Source organism: Phytobacter massiliensis JC163 (assembly GCF_000321045.1).
GTDB lineage: Bacteria > Pseudomonadota > Gammaproteobacteria > Enterobacterales > Enterobacteriaceae > Phytobacter_A > Phytobacter_A massiliensis.
Window position 1 is genome coordinate 272,011 of the sequence record NZ_HE578949.1, and the last position, 21,673, is coordinate 293,683.

General features: G+C 51.1%; 21 protein-coding genes and 1 other RNA gene. 13 read left to right on the forward strand and 9 right to left on the reverse strand.

All coding sequences use genetic code 11. The annotated features are described in order from the left end of the window. Positions 1-6 precede the first annotated feature (6 nt). The 4 genes from ENTHG_RS21210 to amtB all read left to right on the forward strand — a co-directional run bounded on the left by ENTHG_RS21210 (position 7) and on the right by amtB (position 5,444). Complete coding sequence (locus ENTHG_RS21210) at positions 7-1,770, forward strand: SmdA family multidrug ABC transporter permease/ATP-binding protein (protein ID WP_044184666.1); 1,764 nt, start codon at positions 7-9, stop codon at positions 1,768-1,770. After that, positions 1,763-3,541, forward strand: coding sequence for a SmdB family multidrug efflux ABC transporter permease/ATP-binding protein (locus ENTHG_RS21215; RefSeq protein WP_044184669.1), 1,779 nt, complete (start codon positions 1,763-1,765; stop codon positions 3,539-3,541). Before ENTHG_RS21210 ends, ENTHG_RS21215 begins: the two co-directional genes overlap by 8 nt. 243 nt (positions 3,542-3,784) lie before the next feature. Beyond that, a complete protein-coding gene (glnK, locus tag ENTHG_RS21220) occupies positions 3,785-4,123 on the forward strand; it encodes a P-II family nitrogen regulator (RefSeq protein WP_002891893.1) in 339 nt (112 codons plus the stop codon). Positions 4,124-4,157: 34 nt separating this feature from the next. Then, positions 4,158-5,444 (forward strand): ammonium transporter AmtB, encoded by a 1,287-nt coding sequence (gene amtB, locus ENTHG_RS21225; protein ID WP_044184673.1) that lies wholly within the window; start codon positions 4,158-4,160, stop codon positions 5,442-5,444. Positions 5,445-5,518: 74 nt separating this feature from the next. On the opposite strand, the gene ENTHG_RS21230 is transcribed toward amtB, so the two are convergent. Further along, positions 5,519-6,259, reverse strand: a complete 741-nt coding sequence (locus ENTHG_RS21230) for a DUF554 domain-containing protein (protein ID WP_044184676.1) — start codon at positions 6,257-6,259, stop codon at positions 5,519-5,521. Between the two features lie 106 nt (positions 6,260-6,365). Next, a complete protein-coding gene (locus tag ENTHG_RS21235; protein ID WP_044184679.1) occupies positions 6,366-7,853 on the reverse strand; it encodes a UbiD family decarboxylase in 1,488 nt (495 codons plus the stop codon). 163 nt (positions 7,854-8,016) lie between these two features. On the opposite strand from ENTHG_RS21235, the gene ENTHG_RS21240 reads away from it, so the two are divergent. Beyond that, positions 8,017-8,910 carry a LysR family transcriptional regulator gene (locus ENTHG_RS21240; protein WP_044184682.1) on the forward strand — a complete coding sequence of 298 codons (894 nt, stop codon included), beginning with the start codon at positions 8,017-8,019 and terminating at the stop codon, positions 8,908-8,910. 40 nt (positions 8,911-8,950) lie between these two features. Here the strand turns inward: ENTHG_RS21240 and tesB are convergent, their stop codons facing one another. Further along, positions 8,951-9,814 (reverse strand): acyl-CoA thioesterase II, encoded by an 864-nt coding sequence (tesB, locus tag ENTHG_RS21245; RefSeq protein WP_044184685.1) that lies wholly within the window; start codon positions 9,812-9,814, stop codon positions 8,951-8,953. Between the two features lie 214 nt (positions 9,815-10,028). Here tesB and ENTHG_RS21250 point away from each other — a divergent pair, with 214 nt between their 5' ends. Continuing rightward, complete coding sequence (locus ENTHG_RS21250) at positions 10,029-10,598, forward strand: YbaY family lipoprotein (protein ID WP_044184688.1); 570 nt, start codon at positions 10,029-10,031, stop codon at positions 10,596-10,598. A gap of 38 nt (positions 10,599-10,636) precedes the next feature. Here the strand turns inward: ENTHG_RS21250 and ENTHG_RS21255 are convergent, their stop codons facing one another. Beyond that, positions 10,637-10,948 carry an MGMT family protein gene (locus tag ENTHG_RS21255; RefSeq protein WP_044184691.1) on the reverse strand — a complete coding sequence of 104 codons (312 nt, stop codon included), beginning with the start codon at positions 10,946-10,948 and terminating at the stop codon, positions 10,637-10,639. A gap of 164 nt (positions 10,949-11,112) precedes the next feature. Between ENTHG_RS21255 and ffs the strand changes: the two genes are divergently transcribed. The 3 genes from ffs to ENTHG_RS21265 all read left to right on the forward strand — a co-directional run bounded on the left by ffs (position 11,113) and on the right by ENTHG_RS21265 (position 13,544). After that, an RNA gene (gene ffs, locus ENTHG_RS24515) (signal recognition particle sRNA small type) lies at positions 11,113-11,209 on the forward strand. 108 nt (positions 11,210-11,317) lie between these two features. After that, on the forward strand, positions 11,318-12,406 hold the full coding sequence (locus tag ENTHG_RS21260; RefSeq protein WP_044184693.1) for a site-specific integrase: 1,089 nt from the start codon (positions 11,318-11,320) through the stop codon (positions 12,404-12,406). Positions 12,407-12,887: 481 nt separating this feature from the next. Then, entirely contained in the window at positions 12,888-13,544 is a 657-nt protein-coding gene (locus tag ENTHG_RS21265; RefSeq protein ID WP_237567514.1) for a hypothetical protein, read from the forward strand. A 182-nt stretch (positions 13,545-13,726) separates the two neighbouring features. On the opposite strand, the gene ENTHG_RS26150 is transcribed toward ENTHG_RS21265, so the two are convergent. Beyond that, positions 13,727-13,936, reverse strand: coding sequence for a hypothetical protein (locus tag ENTHG_RS26150; RefSeq protein ID WP_044185173.1), 210 nt, complete (start codon positions 13,934-13,936; stop codon positions 13,727-13,729). Between the two features lie 169 nt (positions 13,937-14,105). On the opposite strand from ENTHG_RS26150, the gene ENTHG_RS21275 reads away from it, so the two are divergent. Together ENTHG_RS21275 and ENTHG_RS21280 are read left to right on the forward strand one after the other, a co-directional pair. Beyond that, positions 14,106-14,858, forward strand: a complete 753-nt coding sequence (locus tag ENTHG_RS21275) for an OB-fold protein (protein WP_044184696.1) — start codon at positions 14,106-14,108, stop codon at positions 14,856-14,858. 387 nt (positions 14,859-15,245) lie between these two features. Next, positions 15,246-15,824 (forward strand): sce7726 family protein, encoded by a 579-nt coding sequence (locus ENTHG_RS21280; protein WP_016245121.1) that lies wholly within the window; start codon positions 15,246-15,248, stop codon positions 15,822-15,824. Here ENTHG_RS21280 and ENTHG_RS21285 read toward each other — a convergent pair. After that, complete coding sequence (locus ENTHG_RS21285; RefSeq protein ID WP_044184703.1) at positions 15,784-16,884, reverse strand: beta family protein; 1,101 nt, start codon at positions 16,882-16,884, stop codon at positions 15,784-15,786. The two genes, ENTHG_RS21280 and ENTHG_RS21285, sit on opposite strands and share 41 nt — an antisense overlap. 357 nt (positions 16,885-17,241) lie before the next feature. Between ENTHG_RS21285 and ENTHG_RS21290 the strand changes: the two genes are divergently transcribed. After that, complete coding sequence (locus ENTHG_RS21290; RefSeq protein ID WP_044184705.1) at positions 17,242-17,805, forward strand: recombinase family protein; 564 nt, start codon at positions 17,242-17,244, stop codon at positions 17,803-17,805. A gap of 69 nt (positions 17,806-17,874) precedes the next feature. Here ENTHG_RS21290 and ENTHG_RS21295 read toward each other — a convergent pair whose 3' ends face one another. The 3 genes from ENTHG_RS21295 to ENTHG_RS26475 form a co-directional block, all read right to left on the reverse strand. Continuing rightward, complete coding sequence (locus ENTHG_RS21295) at positions 17,875-18,159, reverse strand: hypothetical protein (RefSeq protein WP_003847548.1); 285 nt, start codon at positions 18,157-18,159, stop codon at positions 17,875-17,877. A 611-nt stretch (positions 18,160-18,770) separates the two neighbouring features. Further along, on the reverse strand, positions 18,771-19,388 hold the full coding sequence (locus tag ENTHG_RS21300) for a hypothetical protein (RefSeq protein WP_237567515.1): 618 nt from the start codon (positions 19,386-19,388) through the stop codon (positions 18,771-18,773). Then, on the reverse strand, positions 19,358-19,720 hold the full coding sequence (locus tag ENTHG_RS26475; protein WP_071825918.1) for a helix-turn-helix domain-containing protein: 363 nt from the start codon (positions 19,718-19,720) through the stop codon (positions 19,358-19,360). The genes ENTHG_RS21300 and ENTHG_RS26475 overlap by 31 nt, the downstream gene beginning before the upstream one ends. Before the next feature lie 941 nt (positions 19,721-20,661). On the opposite strand from ENTHG_RS26475, the gene ENTHG_RS21305 reads away from it, so the two are divergent. Beyond that, positions 20,662-21,384: a hypothetical protein gene (locus tag ENTHG_RS21305; RefSeq protein WP_044184710.1), complete on the forward strand. Its 723-nt coding sequence runs from the start codon at positions 20,662-20,664 to the stop codon at positions 21,382-21,384. Positions 21,385-21,673: the final 289 nt, after the last annotated feature.

Sequence of the window (21,673 nt, forward strand, 5' to 3'; positions counted from 1 at the left end):
TTACTCGTGCGATTATTTGCTCAGTTAAGCTGGTATTTTCGCCGGGAATGGCGACGCTATCTCGGTGCCGTAGCCCTGCTTATCATTATTGCCATTTTGCAGCTCGTCCCCCCGAAAGTGGTGGGGGTGATTGTCGATGGCGTTACCCGCCAGCACTATACCTCGTCTCAGATATTGATGTGGGTAGGCCTGCTGGTGGTCATCGCTATCATCACCTATCTGCTGCGCTATGTCTGGCGCGTCTGGCTGTTTGGCGCGTCCTATCAGCTGGCCGTTGAGCTACGGGAAGATTTTTACCGCCAGCTAAGCCGCCAGCACCCGGAGTTTTACCTGCGCCATCGCACCGGCGATCTGATGGCCCGCGCCACCAACGACGTTGACCGCGTGGTCTTCGCCGCCGGGGAAGGGGTGCTTACGCTGGTAGACTCGCTGGTGATGGGCTGCGTGGTGCTGGTTGTCATGTCCACCCAGATTAGCTGGCAGCTGACGCTGCTCTCTCTGCTGCCCATGCCGATTATGGCGCTGGTTATCAAACGTTACGGCGACCAGCTGCACCAGCGTTTCAAGCTGGCGCAGGCGGCATTTTCCTCCCTGAATGACCGTACCCAGGAGAGCATGACCAGCATCCGCATGATCAAAGCGTTTGGCCTGGAGGACAGGCAGTCTGCGCTCTTTGCCGCCGAAGCCGCTGACACCGGGGCGAAAAATATGCGCGTTGCCCGCGTCGATGCCCGCTTCGATCCGACCATCTATATTGCTATCGGCATGGCGAACCTGCTGGCTATCGGCGGCGGAAGCTGGATGGTCATGCAGGGCACGCTTACCCTGGGGCAGTTAACCAGCTTTATGATGTACCTGGGGCTGATGATTTGGCCGATGCTGGCGCTGGCGTGGATGTTTAATATCGTCGAGCGCGGCAGCGCCGCCTACAGCCGCATCCGCGATATGCTGGCGGAAGCGCCGGTGGTCACCGATGGCGCCGAAACGGCGCCGGAGGGGCGCGGGACGCTGCAGATAGCTATCCGCGCGTTCACCTATCCGCAAACCGAACAGCCGGTGCTCAATAACGTCAACGTGACGCTGCGCCCCGGCGAAATGCTCGGCATCTGCGGCCCTACGGGGGCGGGGAAAACCACGCTGCTTTCGCTTATCCAGCGACATTTCGACGTGGAAGAGGGCGATATCCGTTTTCACTCGCTGCCGCTGACGCAGCTTAAGCTTGATAGCTGGCGCAGCCGCCTGGCGGTGGTCAACCAGACGCCGTTTCTCTTCTCCGATACGGTCGCCAGCAATATCGCGCTGGGTAAACCGGGGGCGACTCAGGAAGAGATCGAGCATGTGGCAAAACTGGCCAGCGTGCATGACGATATTCTGCGCCTGCCGCAGGGGTACGAAACCGAAGTGGGCGAACGCGGGGTGATGCTCTCCGGCGGGCAGAAACAGCGTATCTCCATCGCCCGCGCCCTGTTGCTTAATGCAGAAATTTTGCTGCTGGATGACGCGCTATCGGCGGTGGATGGCCGCACTGAACACCAGATTTTGCACAATTTGCGCCAGTGGGGCGAAGGCAGAACGGTCATTATCAGCGCCCATCGGTTGTCGGCGCTGACTGAAGCGAGCGAAATCATTGTGATGCAGCACGGCCATATCGGCCAGCGCGGGCAGCATGAGGAGCTGGCGCGCCAGCCGGGCTGGTACCGCGATATGTATCGCTATCAGCAGCTGGAGGCGGCGCTGGATGACGCCCCGGAGGAAGAAAACGATGCGTAAATTCGCCCAACAGTGGCCCACGCTAAAACGCCTGCTGGGGTACGGTTCACCCTGGCGTAAACCGCTGGCGAAAGCGGTCATTATGCTTTGGGTTGCGGCGGCGGCGGAAGTCTCCGGCCCGGCGCTTATTAGCTACTTTATCGACAACATGGTGGCGAAAAGCTACCTGCCGCTCGGCCTGGTGACGGGCATGGTGGTGGTCTATATCGGTTTGCAACTGCTGGCGGCGTGGCTGCATTACGCCCAGGCGCTGCTCTTTAATCAGGCTGCGGTAGGGGTGGTGCAAAGGCTGCGAACCGATGTGATGGACGCCGCGCTGCGCCAGCCGCTGAGCGCCTTCGACACTCAGCCGGTGGGGCAGCTTATCTCCCGCGTGACGAACGACACCGAAGTGATCCGCGATCTTTACGTGACGGTAGTGGCAACGGTACTGCGCAGCGCGGCGCTGATCGGCGCGATGCTGGTGGCGATGTTCAGTCTTGACTGGCGGATGGCGCTGATTGCGCTGGGTATTTTTCCGGCGGTGATCATCGTGATGCTGATTTACCAGCGCTACAGCACGCCGATAGTTCGCCGGATGCGCGCCTACCTTGCGGATATTAATGACGGTTTCAACGAAGTGATTAACGGCATGAGCGTCATTCAGCAGTTTCGCCAGCAGGGGCGTTTTGGCGAACGGATGGGGGCGGCGAGCCGCTCGCATTATCTGGCCCGGATGCAGACGCTGCGTCTTGACGGTTTTTTGCTGCGCCCGTTGCTGAGCCTCTTTTCCGCGCTGGTACTGTGCGGCTTGCTGATGCTGTTCGGCTTTAGTTCTGTCGGCACCGTTGAGGTGGGGGTACTGTACGCGTTCATTAGCTATCTGGGCCGCCTGAACGAGCCGCTTATCGAACTGACCACCCAGCAGTCGATGCTGCAACAGGCGGTGGTCGCCGGGGAGCGCGTGTTCGAGCTGATGGATTGTCCGCGCCAGACCTATGGCTATGATGACGAACCCCTGAAAAGCGGGGCGATCGACATTGAAAATGTCTCTTTTGCCTATCGTGAAGACCGGCTGGTATTACAGGATATCAGCCTGAGCGTACCGCCGCGCAGCTTCGTGGCGCTGGTGGGGCATACCGGCAGCGGTAAAAGCACGCTGGCGAGCCTGTTAATGGGGTACTACCCGCTAACCAAAGGCGAAATCCGCCTTGATGGCCGGCCCATCTCGGCCCTGAGCCATTCCGCGCTGCGCAAAGGGGTGGCGATGGTACAGCAGGATCCGGTCGTGATGGCGGACACCTTCTTCGCCAACGTCACCCTGGGCAGGGATATTGACGAAGAGCGGGTCTGGCAGGCGCTGGAAATCGTGCAGCTGGCGTCGCTGGCGCGGAGTATGCCGGATGGCCTATACACCCGTCTGGGCGAGCAGGGTAACAACCTGTCGGTCGGTCAGAAGCAGCTGCTGGCGCTGGCAAGGGTGCTGGTGGAAACCCCGCAGATCCTCATTCTTGATGAGGCGACGGCGAATATCGACTCCGGCACCGAGCAGGCGATCCAGCAGGCGCTGGAGGCGGTGCGCCAGCACACCACGCTGGTGGTTATCGCCCATCGCCTGTCTACTATTGTCGATGCGCAAACCATCCTGGTCTTGCATCGCGGTCAGGCGGTGGAGCGGGGCACCCATCAACAGCTGCTGGAGGCGCAGGGGCGCTACTGGCAAATGTATCAGCTGCAGCTGGCCGGGGAGGAACTGGCCGCCAGCGCGCGGGAGGAGTCGCTCAGCGCCTGATGCACTAAAAACAGGCAGGCCGCCTGCGGGTGTTCCCGCTGGTGCAAAAATGTAACGCACTGCGCACTGTCGTGGTGCGTTTTTTCTTTCCAGGAACATTCTGAACCCGCGCCGTTTACAACCCGCCTTCTTTACCCCCTGTTCCCGCCTGAAATTTCCCTGTTTTTCATTCCTGGCACACGGCTTGCAATACCTGTTACGTAAAGCTGCGGCAATTATCGATTTTCGACTGGAGGGGGATCTATGAAGCTGGTTACGGTGGTGATTAAGCCATTCAAACTTGAAGACGTTCGCGAAGCGCTGTCTTCAATTGGGATTCAGGGATTGACGGTGACGGAAGTTAAAGGCTTCGGACGGCAGAAAGGGCATGCCGAGCTATACCGCGGCGCGGAATACAGCGTTAACTTTCTGCCAAAAGTGAAGATCGATGTGGCGATTGCTGACGATCAGCTTGATGAAGTGATCGACGTCATCAGCAAAGCGGCCTACACCGGAAAAATTGGCGACGGCAAAATTTTCGTTGCCGAGCTGCAACGCGTCATTCGCATTCGTACCGGCGAAGCCGACGAAGCGGCACTGTAAAACCTGGCACACAGTGATAGGGATGGGTAGAAAAATGAAAAAAGCATTCTTCAAAACGGGTTTAGCCTCGCTGGCGCTGCTGCCAGGCCTGGCGCTGGCCGCCCCGGCAGTCGCCGATAAAGCCGACAACGCCTTTATGATGATCTGCACCGCGCTGGTGCTGTTTATGACAATTCCGGGGATCGCCCTGTTTTACGGCGGCCTGATTCGCGGCAAGAACGTGCTCTCCATGCTGACGCAGGTCGCGGTCACTTTTGCGCTGGTGTGTGTGCTGTGGGTGCTTTACGGCTACTCGCTGGCCTTCGGCGAAGGCAACAGCTTCTTCGGCAGCTTTAACTGGGCGATGCTGAAAAATATCGAGCTGACCGCGGTAATGGGCAGCTTCTATCAGTATATTCATGTCGCTTTCCAGGGCTCATTCGCCTGTATCACCGTTGGCCTTATCGTTGGCGCGCTGGCCGAGCGTATTCGCTTCTCAGCGGTACTGATTTTTGTGGTGATCTGGCTGACGCTCTCTTACGTCCCGATTGCCCACATGGTATGGGGCGGCGGACTGCTGGCGTCTCATGGCGCGCTGGATTTCGCAGGTGGCACCGTTGTACATATTAACGCCGCGGTGGCGGGGCTGGTGGGGGCTTACCTTATCGGCAAACGCGTAGGCTTTGGCAAAGAGGCGTTCAAACCGCACAACCTGCCGATGGTCTTTATCGGTACCGCTATCCTCTATTTCGGCTGGTTTGGCTTTAACGCCGGTTCCGCAAGCGCGGCGAACGAGATTGCGGCGCTGGCGTTTGTTAACACGGTGGTGGCAACCGCTGGCGCGATTCTCGCCTGGGTATTTGGCGAATGGGCGCTGCGCGGCAAGCCTTCTCTGCTGGGCGCCTGCTCCGGCGCGATTGCCGGCCTCGTCGGCATCACCCCTGCCTGCGGCTTCGTTGGCGTTGGCGGCGCGCTGTTGATTGGTATCGTCGCGGGTCTGGCGGGTATCTGGGGCGTCACTTCCCTCAAGCGCCTGCTGCGTGTGGATGACCCTTGTGATGTGTTCGGTGTGCACGGCGTCTGCGGTATTGTGGGCTGCATCATGACCGGCATCTTTGCCGCCACCTCTCTGGGCGGGGTGGGTTATGCCGAAGGCGTGACCATGGGCCATCAGGTTCTGGTACAGCTGGAAAGTATCGCCATCACCATCGTCTGGTCCGGCGTGGTCGCCTTTATCGGCTACAAAGTGGCAGATATGACCGTAGGGCTGCGCGTGCCGGAAGATCAGGAGCGTGAAGGTCTGGACGTCAACAGCCACGGCGAGAATGCCTACAACGCCTGATTGTAACAGCCCGGGTCATACCCGGGCTTACCCGGATGCGGCAGCGCACCCGGGGGTTGCCGGGCCCTAATAGGTTAACTGATAGATTGTATCCAGGGCAGCAGGGACGTTGCCCACAGCCATGTCAGCGGCATGACGATAATCAAACCGGGGAGCAGGTTTGCAACGGGGAATGATTTAATTCCGCAAATGCGCAGGCCGGTGACAAACATAATGAAGCCGCCGAGACCCGAGAAATTGGCAATCATCTCCGGGCTGAGGATAGGCATAATCGATTGCCCGATGAACAGCAAAATCATCTGCACAATAAACTGCGGTACGGCTATCGTCGCAACGGAAAAGCCCAGCGCGGTGGCAAAGATTCCGGCAGTGAGAATATCAAGGAACGATTTGGTCAACAGGATAGAGATATCGCCGGTTATCCCTTCGCGCATCGCGCCAAAAATGCCGGTTCCTGAGGCGACAAACAGAACCAGAATACCGACAAACTTATCAAGATACTCCTCCTGAGACAGCGTGCTGCCCCCTTTTTGCGGCGCGACCTTATCGATAATAAATCGCAATTTTGACGCCCCGCGGCCAATATTTTTCTCCAGCGAAAAAATCTCCCCGATGATAGCGCCGAACAGCAGCGAGGCGACCACTACCGGCAAATCGTTGAGTTTGACAATGACCGTCATGCCCATGCCCATGGAGGCCGCGCCAAAGGTCAGCGGTAATTGTGTACGAAACTTCTCGCTTAAGCGATCGCCGATAAGGCCGCCGACGATGCCGCCAATCAGCGTGGAGGTTGAGTTAATTATGGGGCCAATCATCTGTTTTCCCTTATGTGATTTAACACAGGCGCGACGGGGTGGCCCCGCGCGCCTGCAAACAACCCGTTATTCCTGACGCAACCGTCAATACGGCACGTACAAAGGATTATTTTTTGCTAAAACCCGGAACAAAGCGGTTTACGTCCACTTCCATAAACTGGCTACGTTTGAAATTCGCTTTCAGATCCCAGGGCACAGTGCAGTCAAAGATGGTTTTACAGGCGATACCATGACCGCGCACGGAGGGGCTGAATGCCGGGTCAGATGACGGGTCGAGCGGATGGCAGCGGACGCCGGGGATAAACACGGTGCTAACGTCGCCCTGATAGCGGGTGGTCATTGCCCACATGACGTCATTGATATCAAAGACATCCACATCCTCATCGACCAGCATCACATGCTTGAGCTCTGAAAAGGCGGAAAACGCCAGCAGTGCCGCCTGGCGCTGCCTGCCTTCGTCAGCGGGTGAGCGTTTTTTCACCTGCAGCACCGCCAGATATTTACCGGTGCCCGGAGACGGGCAGTGCACGTTTTGCACGAAACCGGGCAGCGCTCTTTCAACCATCTGCAAAATACTGGCTTCGGTAGGAATACCGGCGAGATTGGTGTGTTCATCGCTTGGCCCGATGCAGGTTTGCAAAATCGGATGGCGGCGGTGGGTGATGGCCTTCACTTTAATGACCGGTACCTGGGGCTGGGCGCTACCCGTATAGCCAGGGAATTCCGGCATGGCTTTGCCGCTGTCGGTATTCTGGTCTTCACGAACGCGCACGCCGGGCAGCAGTTCGCCTTCAATCACAATTTCCGCATTGGCGATAGCGCGGGCTTTTACGCTAACGCAGTCGGTCAGTTCCACCGGCTGGTTGCGCAGGCTGCCTGCGATGGAGAGTTCATCAAAGCCTAACGGCGTGGTGGGCGGTTCGAAACAGGCCCCAATCTCAATGGCAGGATCGACGCCAATGCTGATAGAAATAGGCAGCGCTTGTCCTGCCGCCTCCGCTTTCTGGCGGAAGGTGTCCAGATGCCGCCCCGGCACGAAATACATGGAAATCTCGTCTTTGCTCTGCACGCACAGGCGGTGGATAGTGACATCGTGCTCACCCGTCTCCGGGTCGGCGGCGTAACACATCCCCATTGTGAAATAGGGGCCAGCGTCCTCTGGCGTGTTGGTGGGCGCAGGCAGGATTTTCAGAATATCGAAATCTGCGTCGCTCGCCAGATGCACCACCTCCTGGCATGCCGCCTGGCTTTGGGGAATCACAATAGGGGCGACGGGCGTGGCGACGGCGTCTTTTAACATAAACGCCAGTTTATCGGCAGTCGTACCGAACAGGCGGGCAACACGTTTGCGCGTGCAAAGCAGACCGATGAGCACGCGTACGTCATCATACCCTTTCACCTTATTGAAAATCATCGCCGGGCCCATTTGCGTTGGGCGCTGTACGGTGCCATGAGCGCCGATATAGCGGTAGACGCCCGCTAACTCAGCCATCGGATCGACCGGCTCATCAGTATAAATAAGTTCATCATCGCACCGGCTTAACAGTTCTATCGCGGAACGAAGATCGGTGACTTTTAATTGCTCTCCTGACATCGTATTCCCCTTTAATTATGGTATTCATTAATAAAATGAAGCCGCGGCGTCATATCTGCGGCAGTGTCCGTAAAGATGATTTTCAATAAATACAAATAAGAGTCCAATTACATTACTATGCTAATTAATAAGGACGCGTTATCAGAACTTGCGGGAGAGGGTTATGGATTACCGACAATTACATGCATTTGTGGTACTGGCGGAGGAGCTCCATTTTGGCCGCGCGGCGCACCGGCTCAATATCACTCAGCCAGCGCTGACCCAGCAGATTAAAAGCTTTGAAGAGCGGCTTAATCTGGCGCTGTTCATCCGCGACAGGCGGCACGTCTCCCTTACGGCGGAGGGACGTTTTCTGCTTGATGAAGCCCGATCTATACTCGGCCACTGCGCCGCCTTTTTTGACGATGCCGACAATTTACGCCAGGGGGGCAGGGGGCTGTTAAAAATAGGCTATGTGGGATCGGCTATTTTAGATCCCGCAATGATAATGTTAATAAAAAATTATAGAGCAAACAAACCGGAAACAACTTTAAAAATAGAGCAGCGCAATGTTAATGAGCTGTTGAATATGATGCTCGGCGAAACGCTGGATTTAGCCTTTGTCCGCTCGCCGGTGCCGCAATATGAAAGCATGGAATACCTGGATATTGCTACCCGTCCGCTTATTGCCGTTTTACCCCATCAGCATAAATTGAGCGGCGAGCGAAAAATATCTCTCGCTTCACTCTCATCGGAACCTTTTTTTATTCAGCAGGACCCCCACGGCGTCGGCCTCGGCTGGTCGTCCCTGTCGGCATGCCATCAGGCGGGATTTATACCAAAGAATATTCAGTTTACGCAGGATGTCGCGGCGGCGATTGGTCTCGTCTCTATGGCAATGGGGGTGACGCTGGTGCCTGAAACCCAAAGCTCCGTTCTGGTTTCGGATGTGAGCTATTGCGCGCTGGAAGAGCGTTTCGCCACCACCACGCTGACGCTCTGCTGGCGAAAAGAGATGAAGCATCGCCTGCTGCGTGATTTTATCGATGATGCCAGAGCGCTGACCTGCCGACAGTAGGATGACAGGCAGCGGGAACCGCCGCCTGCTTACGGGGTAATTAGCCGTTACGGTTACGCATAACCCCTTCCTGCACGCTTGACGCCACCAGCACGCCGTCGCGGGTGTAGAATTCACCGCGCACAAAACCGCGCGCGCTTGACGCCGACGTGCTTTCCACGCTGTAGAGCAGCCAGTCGTTCATATCGAACGGGCGGTGGAACCACATAGAGTGGTCGATAGTCGCTACCTGCATCCCTTTTTCCAGGAAGCCCACGCCGTGCGGCTGCAGCGCAACCGGCAGGAAGTTGAAGTCGGACGCATAGCCCAGCAGGTACTGGTGGACGCGCAGGTCAGGGGGCAACGTGCCGTTGGCCCGCATCCAGACCTGCCGGGTAGGTTCGGCGACATGGCCCTTCATCGGATTATGAAATTCGACCGGACGGATCTCCAGCGGCTTATCGCTTAAGAATTTATCTTTTACCTGCGGCGGTAAAAACTGCGAAAAGGCGCGGGCGATCTCCGTTTCGGATTTTAGATGGTCGGGGGCGGGTGCCGGGGGCATCGTTTTCTGATGCTCATAACCCGTTTCCGGCGCCTGGAAGGAGGCCGTCATGTAGAAAATAGGCTTGCCGTTCTGCACTGCGGCGACCCGGCGGGCGCTAAAGCTGTTGCCGTCGCGTAGTACTTCTACGTCATAAATGATGGGTTTCTGACTCTCGCCGGGGCGCAGGAAGTAGCTGTGGAAAGAGTGAACCAGCCGCTCTTCCGGCACCGTCTCTTTCGCCGCGTACAGCGCCTGCCCGACAACCTGACCGCCGAACACCTGACGCAGGCCCAGATCTTCACTCTGTCCACGAAACAGGCCTTCTTCAATTTTTTCCAGATTCAACAATGCCAGCAAATTTGTGAGCGCCTGACTCATAGGTGTCCTCAATAAAATAAAAGCCGTCGCGGCCAGTATACCTGAGAGTATAACCTGGAAATATAAGTGGTCCGATGGGTGCAATAATCTGAATAGATGGGGGTTTACAGGCAAAAATCAGTGACGTGTGCCACACTTGAAGACGTTACGATGGTTCAACCACACATTCTGGCAGGAAATAGCCCTGCTAGTGCATTGAAGATAAGGAGAACTCATGAAACTCGTGCACATGTTAAGTGGTTTAGCAGTCGCTGTTGCTCTTGCAGGCTGCGCACAGAAAGGCGCTGATATCCCCACCCCTGCGCCAAATCCGCAAGCCCCGTCGGCGACCAACACTGCGGCAATCACTCAGCCTAATGTCTCTGGTACGGTATGGATCCGTCAGAAAGTCGCGCTGCCGCCGGATGCGGTCTTAACCGTTACGGTTTCTGACGCCTCCATGTCGGATGCGCCTTCCAAAGTTATCGCCCAGAAGGCGGTACGTACCGAAGGCAAACAGCCGCCGTATAGCTTCGTGCTGCCGTTTAACCCGGCAGACATTCAGCCGAACGCGCGCCTTCTCCTGAGTGCGGCAATCAGTATCAACGACAGGGTCGTGTTTATTACCGACTCGGTGAAACCGATTATCAACCAGGGCGGTACCAAAGCTGACCTGACGCTTGTTCCGGTACAGCAGACCGCCGTGCCGTTGCAGACCGGCGGTGGCGCAACCACTACCGTGCCGTCAACGTCGCCGACCCAGGTTTCGCCGTCTGACGCAACCCCGGCACCCACTCAGATGTAAACGTCATCCACGTCTCCTCTTCCTCGCAAGAGGAGACGTTAATAGACCCAGCGATAGCGCTGCATATCTATCCGTCCGTCCCCCGATACCACTACGCCTTCCGCCAGCAATGCCTGTCGCTGACGCTGCAAATCCGGCCCGGTCAATGAAATGATGCCATGACGATTAACCACCCTATGCCAGGGGAGGCTGCTGCCCTCAGGCAGACGTTTGAGCACGCCGCCAACCTGACGCGCGGCACGCGGCGAACCTGCAAGCCTGGCGACATCGCCATAGGTGGTAACGTACCCTTCGGGGATAGCGGCGACAATCTGCCAGACGCGCTGGGGGAATGAATCGTGAGTATCCATAGACCTTCCTGAATGATGATTCGTCAGCATAATCAGCCAGCAGGCGGCTGTGAAGCGGCAATTGCGCAAGAAACCAGCATCCGTCAGGAGATGGCTTGCAATTGCCGACATGGACAGGGATAATGCGCCAGCGCGTTGGTTATCAACGCTCTCAATGGGGGCTCTGTTGGTTCTCCCGCAACGCTACTTTGTTTACCAGGTCAGGTCCGGAAGGAAGCAGCCAAGGCAAAGGACGTGTGTGCCGGGATGTAGCTGGCAGGGCCCCCACCCATTTGTGCTAAGTGCATGATATCCATCATGTAACCCTCTGTTTTCGTGCATTGAAACAGCGGTGATACAATTTTCGTGTATCACTTAGGACGCTAATCAATGTCGCATCTTATGCTTTCCCGTCACGGGATCTGGTACTACCGTAGGGTCTACCTGACACCTCGGAAACGCCGTGAAATTCGTATTTCTCTTCGCACACGTTCCAAACGTGAAGCCTTGCCCCGTGTGGAGAAATATCTCACCTCACAACCTTTCCACTGCGTTCCGCAGTCCATCCCGGCACACACTGCAACCCCGTCTGCTTCCTTCCAACAACCACAACAGAAAAAGCCTTTCATGAGCCTGAAGAGTGAGCTTGATAAGTACACCAGCTCTAAAACAGGAGAGGTTGGTGAACGGGAAATATTGACGATCAACAGGTGCGTAAATGCATATCTGAAGTCTACAAAAGAGCCTTTCAGCAAAAGAAGCGCGGCGGCGTTTGTTGATGGCCTTGAAGGTTCAGCATCCACCAGAAACCGTTACATCAAAAAGAACTCGGCGTTTTTCAAATGGCTTGCAACTCGCACGGATGATGAGATTCGAAACCCATTTGAGGGGATGGGGGTTAAGGAAACAACCGCACCAATGGATCGCCGTCCAGCATACACGCTCAACGATCTCAAACGATTGCACATTGCTTTACATGGCGTGAAGGATTGGAAGCGGTGGATCATTCTGATTGGTCGCTATTCGGGGATGAGACAGAATGAGATCTGCCAGCTTTACCACAATGACGTGATGAAAGTTGACGGAGTTTGGTGCTTCCGTGTTGATAACTTGAATCCGAATCAGACGCTTAAAACGGACAGTTTGCGCCGATTCGTTCCGATCAATTCGCAACTGCTGACACTTGGTCTACTTGATTTCATCAAAGAAAGAAAAGGACATCTGTTCCCTGAGCTAACGTTGCATCTTGGGAGCTATGGTCACTATTTCAGCCGTTGGTTTACGAGGTTCAGAGGCAAGCATAGCCTGCCTGAATATCATTCGCTGCGCCACTATGCCGCCACAACATTTAAACAGAATGGCTTCCCTGAACAGTTCGCTTCGCAGGTACTCGGACACTCGAACGCGACGATCACGTACAACCGATACGGGAAGGGGATTGCTGTTAGGATGCTAGTCGAGTTGATTGAGGTACTCTAAAAGTTATCTGGATAAGCAAATTAACGATGGTTCCGAAGGGGCCAAATATGCTTTGAAAATCTTGAGTGCAAATCATAAGCCCTTTAAATATAGAGGTTTTGTGATCCATGTTATTTTAGCGAAGTTTTCAAAAGTGATAGTCTGTTAATCATGCTAATTCACTGTTGATGGGGTAGGTTAATTATGCCAACTCGTAGAATCGCTTACGCATACTACGATCCTGATTGGATTAAAGGTGAGCATACGCTTCTCGCCCTCAAAAGGAATACTGTCGAGCCGCTTGCTTATTCACTGTCTATGAAAGGATATATTTTTTGTCCGTCTTGCTATGAACATATAACGCGAGTGCCTGCCGATCCTGACAAGGGCATGACTACAAATGAAGTTCCGGCCTATTACAAACACCTTAAAGATGATAATGCGCCTTTCTGTAGTTTGAGATGTGGTCCCATTCAGTACAAAAAATACGCATCTCAAGAGGATGCAAAAAAAAGCTGTTGAAGATGAAGAGCTTATAGTCATAAGCGGTTTTCTCGAGTCTCGTCCTGATAACAATCCAAGGCTCGATTCTGAGGGCAGTGAGGTACCTATCGATTCACATTTTGAGAGGAAAAATGGCAAAGAGGTTTCATTACCTATTTCCCGCCATCATGGTGAGTCTTTCAAGGTTCCGAGCCAGGTAACTAGTGTCCAGTCTTTATGCGTCAATTTCGATCATAATTATTATCGTGAGATTTACCTTGTTGGTGCTGATGGTAAAGCAAAGCGCTACAGATTTTGTGACTCACTAAAAGAAATCAATGACATAACTGAGGGCTCTTCTGATCCAGCATTCTTCTTTGGTACGTTTTGGAAAATTGAAAAGTTTACAGGCCATAGCAATGTCTGGTTAAAGATCAACCAAGGAACATCATTTAGGGATTTCAGAGTACGTATCACTAATGATACCGCTGAAGGGAGAGGATTTTTTAATGAAAAAAATCGTGGGCGGATAACTGTTTTTTATAGTCGAGTAGATGAGGTCGGCATGGGTTATATGACACCCCAGTTAGGGTGGGGGGAGGTTGCACTATTGCCTGCAAAATATGATGATTTTTTAATCAGTGATTATGTGTCATCTCGTAAGGACAATCATTAATTTTCGATTGGTTGTGATGAAGTCGACAATATTATAAGCCCTGCTGAAGCAGGGTTTTTTTATGTGTAAAGCTGACCGATAAGGCGGCTTCGTTCAACCATACGTCAGGCATCTGCGGCGCTGGGGTTGTCGTGTGTCGCAGACTGTATCCCATTTTGTATCGCAACAAAAGTCCTGAGACCCTACTCGCCGTCAGCCGTATCGAAGGTCCTGCTATAGGGGCAGTACTTTGACTTGGTGACGTAGGTGAAAGTGTAAATGCTGTTGGAATATATACACAAGGTTTGCCCGTTCGCCGTGGTTGTCTGCTCGGGGTTGCTTATAGTTATGCGTCCGGCGCTGGCGCTAAACGACGACAACCAACCGCAGAGTATCAGTACATAACCTTTCATTTTCTCGTCCTTTTCTGGAGTGAACTTCGCTCTTTTTTTCGTCATGCTGTTGGGTGCATAGCGGGCTACGTATGAATATTATTGATCTATAAAAACGATCAATAATATAATTTCGATCGATAAAATCTATTATTAATTTTAACTGTCAAGTCTGCATACAGGAAGAAGCATGAAAAAAATTATTGGGTTATCTCTGGCGTTATGCACTTTCTCCCCCGTATCTGGTGGTGCCACCTCAGGCGAAATCCAACCATACCCTGATTACCTTGGTGCTTATGTCAAAACGCTTGTTACTACCGGGTATGAACAGGCGCTGAAAGGCGGTTCTGAGGATGCACTGATAAAGCAGGCAACAAAAGGTATGAAGAAAGATACGCCTAGCTACTACGCTGTTTACAATTCTGTCGTTGAGGGCGTTGGTGCTGGTACTGCGCTTAAAGCTAAAGGGAGGTTAATAACGAAAGATAAGATCGCCATTGATAGCTGTGGTGGGGTCGCAGCCTATATCTCGATGCAAAAAGATTTTATGAAAATTGTAGTTGATGAGATGACAACATCAGAGCAATCTCAAGTTGGTGCCGTAAAACCAAAGGCGGCATCTTCTGACGAAAGCGTGTATCGGACTACGGCGAAAGACCTAGCAGAACTGTATAAAGCTAACGAAGTTGCAGCCGATGACAAAATTGGTGGTCGTAAGGTGGAAGTAACCGGAACTGTTCAGGGCATAACAAAAAATTTCGCGAATGATGTAGTTCTTAAACTTGAAAGCGGTAATCGCTTCATGCCTGTCAGCCTGAGTATGTCGGATTCAGGGAAAGCGCAGGCGTCGAAATTGAAAAAGGGCCAAAAGATCACCGCAACTTGCGAAAAGATGCAGTTTTTCATCGGTGCCCCGTCTGGCGGTGACTGCACCTTTAACTAATCTGTCATACGGTCTGCCGGGTAAAATTCCCGGCGACCTACCCGCCCCCCCGCGCGAAGATTTCAGAAGCATCCCCTCCCGAAATGTCACGCAGGCGAAAAATATCGGCGGTACGTGGGCCGCACGGCTTAACGGATTTCCTTAACATGCATGGTGAATGCTGAATCTTTGCAAAATATCCCATAGGTTAGAGAGTGCTCATCTTGGGTAAAAACATAATAAAATCAATTTTTTATGTTTTTAATGACTTCCAGCATTTATTATCATATTGTGCTGAAATGTGAGCCTTCTCCAATGGAGTTGTAAAAAGTCATGCTATACCATTACCAGAATGAACCCAGCAGCGTTACTACACGGGCCCCTTTAGTATTGTTACATGGTTAAGAAATGAGAGACATTGATGTAAGAAGAGCCGTACACAGCAAGATCCTCAAAGAGCATCATAAGGATCCCAGCACCCTCATTATTGATGAATTTACAATGAACTTGGGGGCAAGTCGTGCCGATATTGCTGTGATCAATGGGTTGATGCACGGCTATGAGTTAAAAAGTAAAAGTGACAATTTACTTAGACTCCCTAAGCAAATAGAACATTATTCCTCCATTATGGATAAAGTAACGTTAGTTGTCTCAGAATGTCATGCTGAGTCTGCGCTTGAAATGATACCCAGTTGGTGGGGTGTAAAAGTCGTCACTCAAGGGTTGCGAAACGGCATACATCTGCAAACAGTGCGTTCTGACAAACGCAATCCCAGCATAGACAAGTTATCTTTATCCATGCTTCTGTGGAAAGATGAGCTTTTGTCCATCCTAAAATCGGTGGGGCAAGAGCGCGGTTTAAAAAGTAAACCGCGTAAATTTTTATGGATGCTTCTAGCGGATACGCTTCAAGCGGATGAGCTAAGATCTATAGTCCGCGAAACCCTCAAAGCCCGTAAAGATTGGCGAGTTGATGTACGACCTTAGTTATATGGTGGTTTTGTCCAATCCTTCGCCATACCTCTGGGCTACCAAATTTATGTGAAGGTAACGGATTTAGCCGATATGCAGCATACACCTGAGCATAGTTTTCTATGTCTTGGTCTCCAGCACAGAAGTTAGCCCCTGGGTATTCTGGATGCGCAATAATCGCTTGGCTATGTGCTCCATACTGTTCATAGCCATAGCGGGTTGCAACTCTTCCCCTAAACACCCAAAAATCATTGTCACCAGTGTAGCGAACGCTTGCTGTAGCACTTGGAAAACGAGTGGCTAGGCGGGTGTATTCAGGATGCTGAACGCCATAATCGCTATAAATCATCTGTCTAACTAACTGACCATTTGTATGCAAATCTTGCCAAAGGGTCCATTCCAGCCTTTGCTGGGAGTAAATACCAACCGCGATACTACTTAAATCGATCGGGAAAGAACCGGATGCGAGAGCTACTGTTCGGAAAGTAGAAACATGTTGAAGATTGTTTATAAGCCCTAATGCCATGATTCTGATTGTCCCAGCATTAACACTCTCTTCCGTTAACATATCCCTTAAATCTATTACGACATCGATTTGTTGAGGGGGCAAACCAAGATGTTGAATGTATGTAGAAATCATCTGTGGATTCACAAGGTCAACCGTTGTGAGTCTTAAACAAACCTCACCTTGGAGAAGCGTGTCGATAGCGTTGCGATAATTCTGGGTTCTTGTTGGTGATGTAACCGGTATAACGCGTATTCCCGCTGCACGTACCTGATTCACCGCATTAACCATCGGGTATGTGTCATGAGCTGATATAAATTGCTCCTCAATCAGGATCCCATCCAGAAAAATTGATGACATAGCAGAACAGGCTCCAGCAACTTTCTGACCAAACCCATCAAGCATTTCATCATATGATTTATCAGGAATCTCCGTATCTGGATCGATAGGGACTGGCTCGATTTCAAGTAAAGGTGAAATTTTTTCCTTAACATGTGGTGCAAGCTGTGTGAGTGCAGAGAATTCCGCTCTTTTCGTTTTAAGTATTGGTATATATGAAATATTTGCCATGTTTCTCTCCCATTAATATGGCAACAAAGGAAATCCAATATCTCGCCATACGATAGGTATTACTATGAAATTGCTCACACTTCATGAGTCTTATGGGGGATAGAGATGAATGTTAGTTTTATGAACTCACATATTAAATCTGGCAAAAGATTGCTGGCCTTTACGCAAACGGACCTTTGAGACCTAACGTAGCAGTTATCTTTCGTAAGGAATACTCCAAGAATGTCTCAGCGTATCTTTTCGGTAGACACAATTGATACTTACTCTCCATGCTCAATGTTAGTATCTAAACACCGTTGTTATAACTCATATGATACTGTATCGTTTAAGCCATTAATAAGAGACTGGGCGGTGGACATGAAAACTTTCGGGTATGTGCGGGTAAGTAGCAAAGATCAGAATGAGGCGCGTCAAGTTGAAGTGCTGGCGACGAAGGCTGACGAAATTTTGATCGATAAAGCTAGCGGTAAGGATGCAGACAGGCCAGCTCTAAAAGAGCTAATGAGTAAAGTTCGCCCTGGCGACACAGTTCGAGTTAAAAGCGTTGACCGTCTGGCGCGTAATACCCGCGATCTGCTGGAAATTCTGGAGGAACTGACCACAAATGGTGTGAGAGTTGAGTTTATCGATAATCACATGGTGTTTGATGATTCGCCCATCAGCAAATTTATGATCACAATGCTCGGAGCCGTCGGTGAACTGGAGCGCTCTTTTATTCGTCAGCGCCAGAATGAAGGCATCAAGATCGCGCAGGCGAAAGGAGTATTCAAAGGGCGACAAAAAGACGACGAGACTCGCAGAAAGGTCGCTGAGTATTTGGCTAAGGGGACATACTCTAACGAAGAGATTTATAAGCTGGTGGGATGTGGGCGGGCTACGTTTTTCCGCATCAAAAAGGAACTAGCTGAAGCGCCGTTGTGATATTTTCTTCGACGAAAAACCGAACGCAGCATTGCTGCGTCGGTTGTATAATTGTCACATGGGGGCCAATTACTGATATCTGTTCCAGTTATCCACGAGCCATTGCCAGACATTCTTGTGACTACGCACGTCTCCGGGCAGATGGTTCTTGATCAGCCTTTCTGCTTTGAGTGCTGGCGATTTGGTATCCCACTTACTTGCATGAGCTAAGCGGTTAAGGAACGAAAGAACCTCATACCCTTCATGGCGGTTAAGCAATGTACTATCCGGTTTTCCCGTTATACGCGGGTCATCGGGAGATAAGGCTGACCATGCGTATTGAAATTGAAGGTCGCTTCTGTTTAAAAGTGCCATAAAACCTCCTGAGTAACAACTTCAAGTAGACGATATGTTCTTTTACGGGCTACTTCTTCGGATCGGAGTATACCCACCGACCCGATAGTATCTCCTTGCACCAAGTGAATGAATTTAATAAATCATGGTTTGTGATGCTTGCGGGAAAAGTTCTCTCAATATGTGAGAACGTGAGCTTCGCGATGTGCGGGGCTTTTATGTCTGCATTTCAGCTATTTGATCCGGGAAAATCGAAAACCAGCCTCAGAGGCCGTGGACTGAATGGATTGAATATTTTCTCGCAGAGATGAGAATGATACGCTATATTTAAAAGTTAAACTTTAAGTGTGAAGGTAAAGCCCTGTTAAACGCAATGAGCGCCATTGTGAGCGCGTTTTGTGGTGTCGATAATAATTATCTGCCTATTATTTTCGAGGGCGTAGAGAGTGTTATATGAAGGATTTTGCGATCATAGCTTTTGTAACGTTATCGTAAAGTTGGATGTACCCGACGGTATTTTTCCGGGGTAGCGTCTGCAATCTCCTTTGCTTTCTGAATGGCTCGCTTCAATGCATCTTCGTTGATGACGGTAACGGGGCTCTCTTGCCCCTTGGTCTGGCTGGATTGCGCTGTCATGCTTTCACCATACCGAGGGCAGCCCTCAACTGGTCACGCATTGCAGCTTCTTCGGCAGCTGCTTGCTGAACTGCTTTCTGTTGTGCGTCCTGTGCTGCTTCATGTATCAGTTCGTCAATCTCACGCTCCATCGCTTTAAAAAGTTGATCGTGGTAAGCGTTGGAGACTCTGGAGCGTAGCGTCTTCAACTCCTCTTCGATCAAGGCCTCCGGTTTCTGCAACTTAACAGAAATCATCGCAGCATTGGAAAGCACTGAAGAATTAGCTGAAGGGCAAAACCGCCAGCCGTCTAGGATCAGGCTCTGGAGTTTAACCACCAGCCGCGCTGGAATGTCAGAAAACTGTTGTGTTCGGCTGTAGCGAGCTTCCGCATTATCAATTTGACGCTTTAGGGCCCCCGGATCTGGTTTGTACTTCGCTGCGATGTTGTCGAGATAAGTTTTCAATTCCGGGGAAATCTGGGCCTGTGATTTCTTTTTGTAGTCATGTTGGAACTCCGTATCGGTAGTAAAGGGTCGTGGTTGCTCGCTGGCGCTGTTTGTATGCGTCAGTCTCAGCCGCTTTATGCGGTCATTTGGTTGTATCAGCGAGCGGCGTTGTAAGTCTGATTGCAAGTTGGGCAGAAGTTAGGGCGGTCTGCGAAAAGAAAATACCAACGACAGACGCTTGCTCGATCAAAAATGAAATCGACTAGTCCGCAGTCAGCGAACATCGAAAGATTCCTGTGTGTTGTTGATAGCGGGAGTTCTATCTGTTTTGACAAGTCTGAAGCCGTAAGCGGGATCTGGGTTTGCTTCATGTGGTGAAGAAGATGGATTCTTGAAGTTGTCAGCGTTAGCCCGAAATCATTCAGGGTTCTGACCAGCTCCTTACGTTCTTCTACCGATGGCAGAAAAAATGCTGGTGGTCTAAAGGCAAAGCACAAAATAATCTCTCTGTAAGTCATTCATCACATGAGTATTTTATCATATAAACGTAAAAAGATATACTAGTGGCATGTATTTTGCTTGACAATGATTTCAGAAGGTGGATAATGGCGGGTTGAAATTAGGAGTGGCTTGAGGGGCGTTCGCACACATCAGATAGCGAAGATGTGCCATAAAACGCCACAATATAGTATTCCTTCATTCCTTTTCGCCCATACTGGGTGATAGGAATAAAACGCCACAATAATATAAGAGACTTCGTTACTCTGTCTTTTCCTTCCTTCTCCAGGAATGAAAACTCACGTAACATCACCCATACGGGCTTCGGTCTCCTTGTATCTCGTTTCGACATTTATACACACTAACACTCATAATCTCGTCGAAACAAAAGCAAAAGAGTGAAAACCAACAGCAGGATGACTGGTGTCATCTGGATGGTTGTTTAGTTATTTACTTACGTCACTCCGTGACAACTCGGCTACGCCACTTTAGAAGATATAATGGTAATGGTCTGCCCAGACGTGAACAGACTTGTCTGTCCATACCATAACCTTCGTTTACCACTCTGTTACATCCCACAACATCAACAGCCTGATAGCCTGTCTCTGTGTGGTCTGTTCCAGTCGTGGACTCAGGTAACCTAGCTGATACCCCGCCATGTGTTTACATCATGGTACTGAGATTCCTTGCTGATGTTTACATCATTGGCTGTGCCAGCATGTGTGTGGAAAAGCGATTTAGATCGCTCTGTACGAGAATGGTGGTCAGCGCGACTGCAATCGTATGTTGGTCATTCTTATCGTATAAGCGTTAACGTCGTCTGGCGCACAGCGAGACATATCAAGCTACCGTAAACACGGTACTTTAAAACCAAATGCCATCCACAAAGGAAGGCCACATATCCTGATCGCTACCAGCGATAGCGGAGGATTACTTATGTCTATTTAAAAAGGAGAACAATATGGCGAAAACTAAGGGTGCTGTAGCAAAAGGGGTTGATAATACAGCTGTGCGCATTTTCTTACGAGGGTATGGCTCCTTGGGGGAGTTGCCACGCATTGTGGAAGATTGTATCTGCGGTGCATTGGGGCAGGAAGAAGAGACAAGAAGGTTCAAAGGAGAGCGAATTCTTGCAATCTTAGAACAACTGGATCATATCGATACGCCAACAGTACATCGGCAGATGTGGGATTATAATATTTCTCAAGGTAAAAATACTGAGCCATCCAAACGGAACACGGAACGCATGACAAGGGTTCTAAGATGTGCTTCCAGGGCACTGTATCATCATTTGAAATTGTGTAACGGATTGTCGCGTGAAGACGAGGTGGTCCAGATTTCCGCTCCCGATCTCACGGTAGATGAGATCGAACATGCCCGTCGTTTGGCTCTAGCAGGTAAAATTGAAGCGTTCACACAATTTGTGAACTCTTGCCGGAGCGTGATCAAAAACTATGAGCCGCCAGTGTTCAAGTATACAGGGGAAAATGTGGTCGCTTTATCTTCTTGTACGGAAGTATCTTTAAGGACTGCGGTTAGTCGTCCGTATTATGGTTATGTTAAAAAAGCCGTAAAAGATGAACAGCCAGAAGACCTATTTACAGTCAAAGGCAGTAATACGAACCTCCAACCACTGATTGATGAGGTTGGGCGATCCTACATTGTAGTGGAAAATGTAGCTTAGATGGAGTTTGGTCAAAAGCCATACAAAGCCGGGTCAGCCCCGGTTTTTTTGTGTCTGTCGCATGAGAAAACGGCTTGCCAGTGTATACTTTTGGTGATAAAAAATCATTGCCTCACCGCTTTTTAGTGCATTGAAATACATAGGTTTTGTTAGAAAAAGCTTAGCTGGCAGGGCCCCCACCCATTTGTGCCTCTCTACGCTTCCACACTACTCTTCTGTCGCGCTCAGCAGATGCGCAATTTATCCCTGCTAATAATCGGGTCTTTTGGTAATAAACAAGCTTTTGTCA

Excerpts from the sequence above, each read along its gene's own strand:
- ENTHG_RS21215 (WP_044184669.1), top strand. The coding sequence starts at position 1,763 with ATGCGTAAATTCGCCCAACAGTGGCCCACGCTAAAACGCCTGCTGGGG.
- glnK (WP_002891893.1), top strand. The coding sequence starts at position 3,785 with ATGAAGCTGGTTACGGTGGTGATTAAGCCATTCAAACTTGAAGACGTT.
- amtB (WP_044184673.1), top strand. The coding sequence starts at position 4,158 with ATGAAAAAAGCATTCTTCAAAACGGGTTTAGCCTCGCTGGCGCTGCTG.
- ENTHG_RS21230 (WP_044184676.1), bottom strand. The coding sequence starts at position 6,259 with ATGATTGGCCCCATAATTAACTCAACCTCCACGCTGATTGGCGGCATC.
- ENTHG_RS21235 (WP_044184679.1), bottom strand. The coding sequence starts at position 7,853 with ATGTCAGGAGAGCAATTAAAAGTCACCGATCTTCGTTCCGCGATAGAA.
- ENTHG_RS21240 (WP_044184682.1), top strand. The coding sequence starts at position 8,017 with ATGGATTACCGACAATTACATGCATTTGTGGTACTGGCGGAGGAGCTC.
- tesB (WP_044184685.1), bottom strand. The coding sequence starts at position 9,814 with ATGAGTCAGGCGCTCACAAATTTGCTGGCATTGTTGAATCTGGAAAAA.
- ENTHG_RS21250 (WP_044184688.1), top strand. The coding sequence starts at position 10,029 with ATGAAACTCGTGCACATGTTAAGTGGTTTAGCAGTCGCTGTTGCTCTT.
- ENTHG_RS21255 (WP_044184691.1), bottom strand. The coding sequence starts at position 10,948 with ATGGATACTCACGATTCATTCCCCCAGCGCGTCTGGCAGATTGTCGCC.
- ENTHG_RS21260 (WP_044184693.1), top strand. The coding sequence starts at position 11,318 with ATGTCGCATCTTATGCTTTCCCGTCACGGGATCTGGTACTACCGTAGG.
- ENTHG_RS21265 (WP_237567514.1), top strand. The coding sequence starts at position 12,888 with ATGCAAAAAAAAGCTGTTGAAGATGAAGAGCTTATAGTCATAAGCGGT.
- ENTHG_RS26150 (WP_044185173.1), bottom strand. The coding sequence starts at position 13,936 with ATGAAAGGTTATGTACTGATACTCTGCGGTTGGTTGTCGTCGTTTAGC.
- ENTHG_RS21275 (WP_044184696.1), top strand. The coding sequence starts at position 14,106 with ATGAAAAAAATTATTGGGTTATCTCTGGCGTTATGCACTTTCTCCCCC.
- ENTHG_RS21280 (WP_016245121.1), top strand. The coding sequence starts at position 15,246 with ATGAGAGACATTGATGTAAGAAGAGCCGTACACAGCAAGATCCTCAAA.
- ENTHG_RS21285 (WP_044184703.1), bottom strand. The coding sequence starts at position 16,884 with ATGGCAAATATTTCATATATACCAATACTTAAAACGAAAAGAGCGGAA.
- ENTHG_RS21290 (WP_044184705.1), top strand. The coding sequence starts at position 17,242 with ATGAAAACTTTCGGGTATGTGCGGGTAAGTAGCAAAGATCAGAATGAG.
- ENTHG_RS21295 (WP_003847548.1), bottom strand. The coding sequence starts at position 18,159 with ATGGCACTTTTAAACAGAAGCGACCTTCAATTTCAATACGCATGGTCA.
- ENTHG_RS26475 (WP_071825918.1), bottom strand. The coding sequence starts at position 19,720 with ATGACTTACAGAGAGATTATTTTGTGCTTTGCCTTTAGACCACCAGCA.
- ENTHG_RS21305 (WP_044184710.1), top strand. The coding sequence starts at position 20,662 with ATGGCGAAAACTAAGGGTGCTGTAGCAAAAGGGGTTGATAATACAGCT.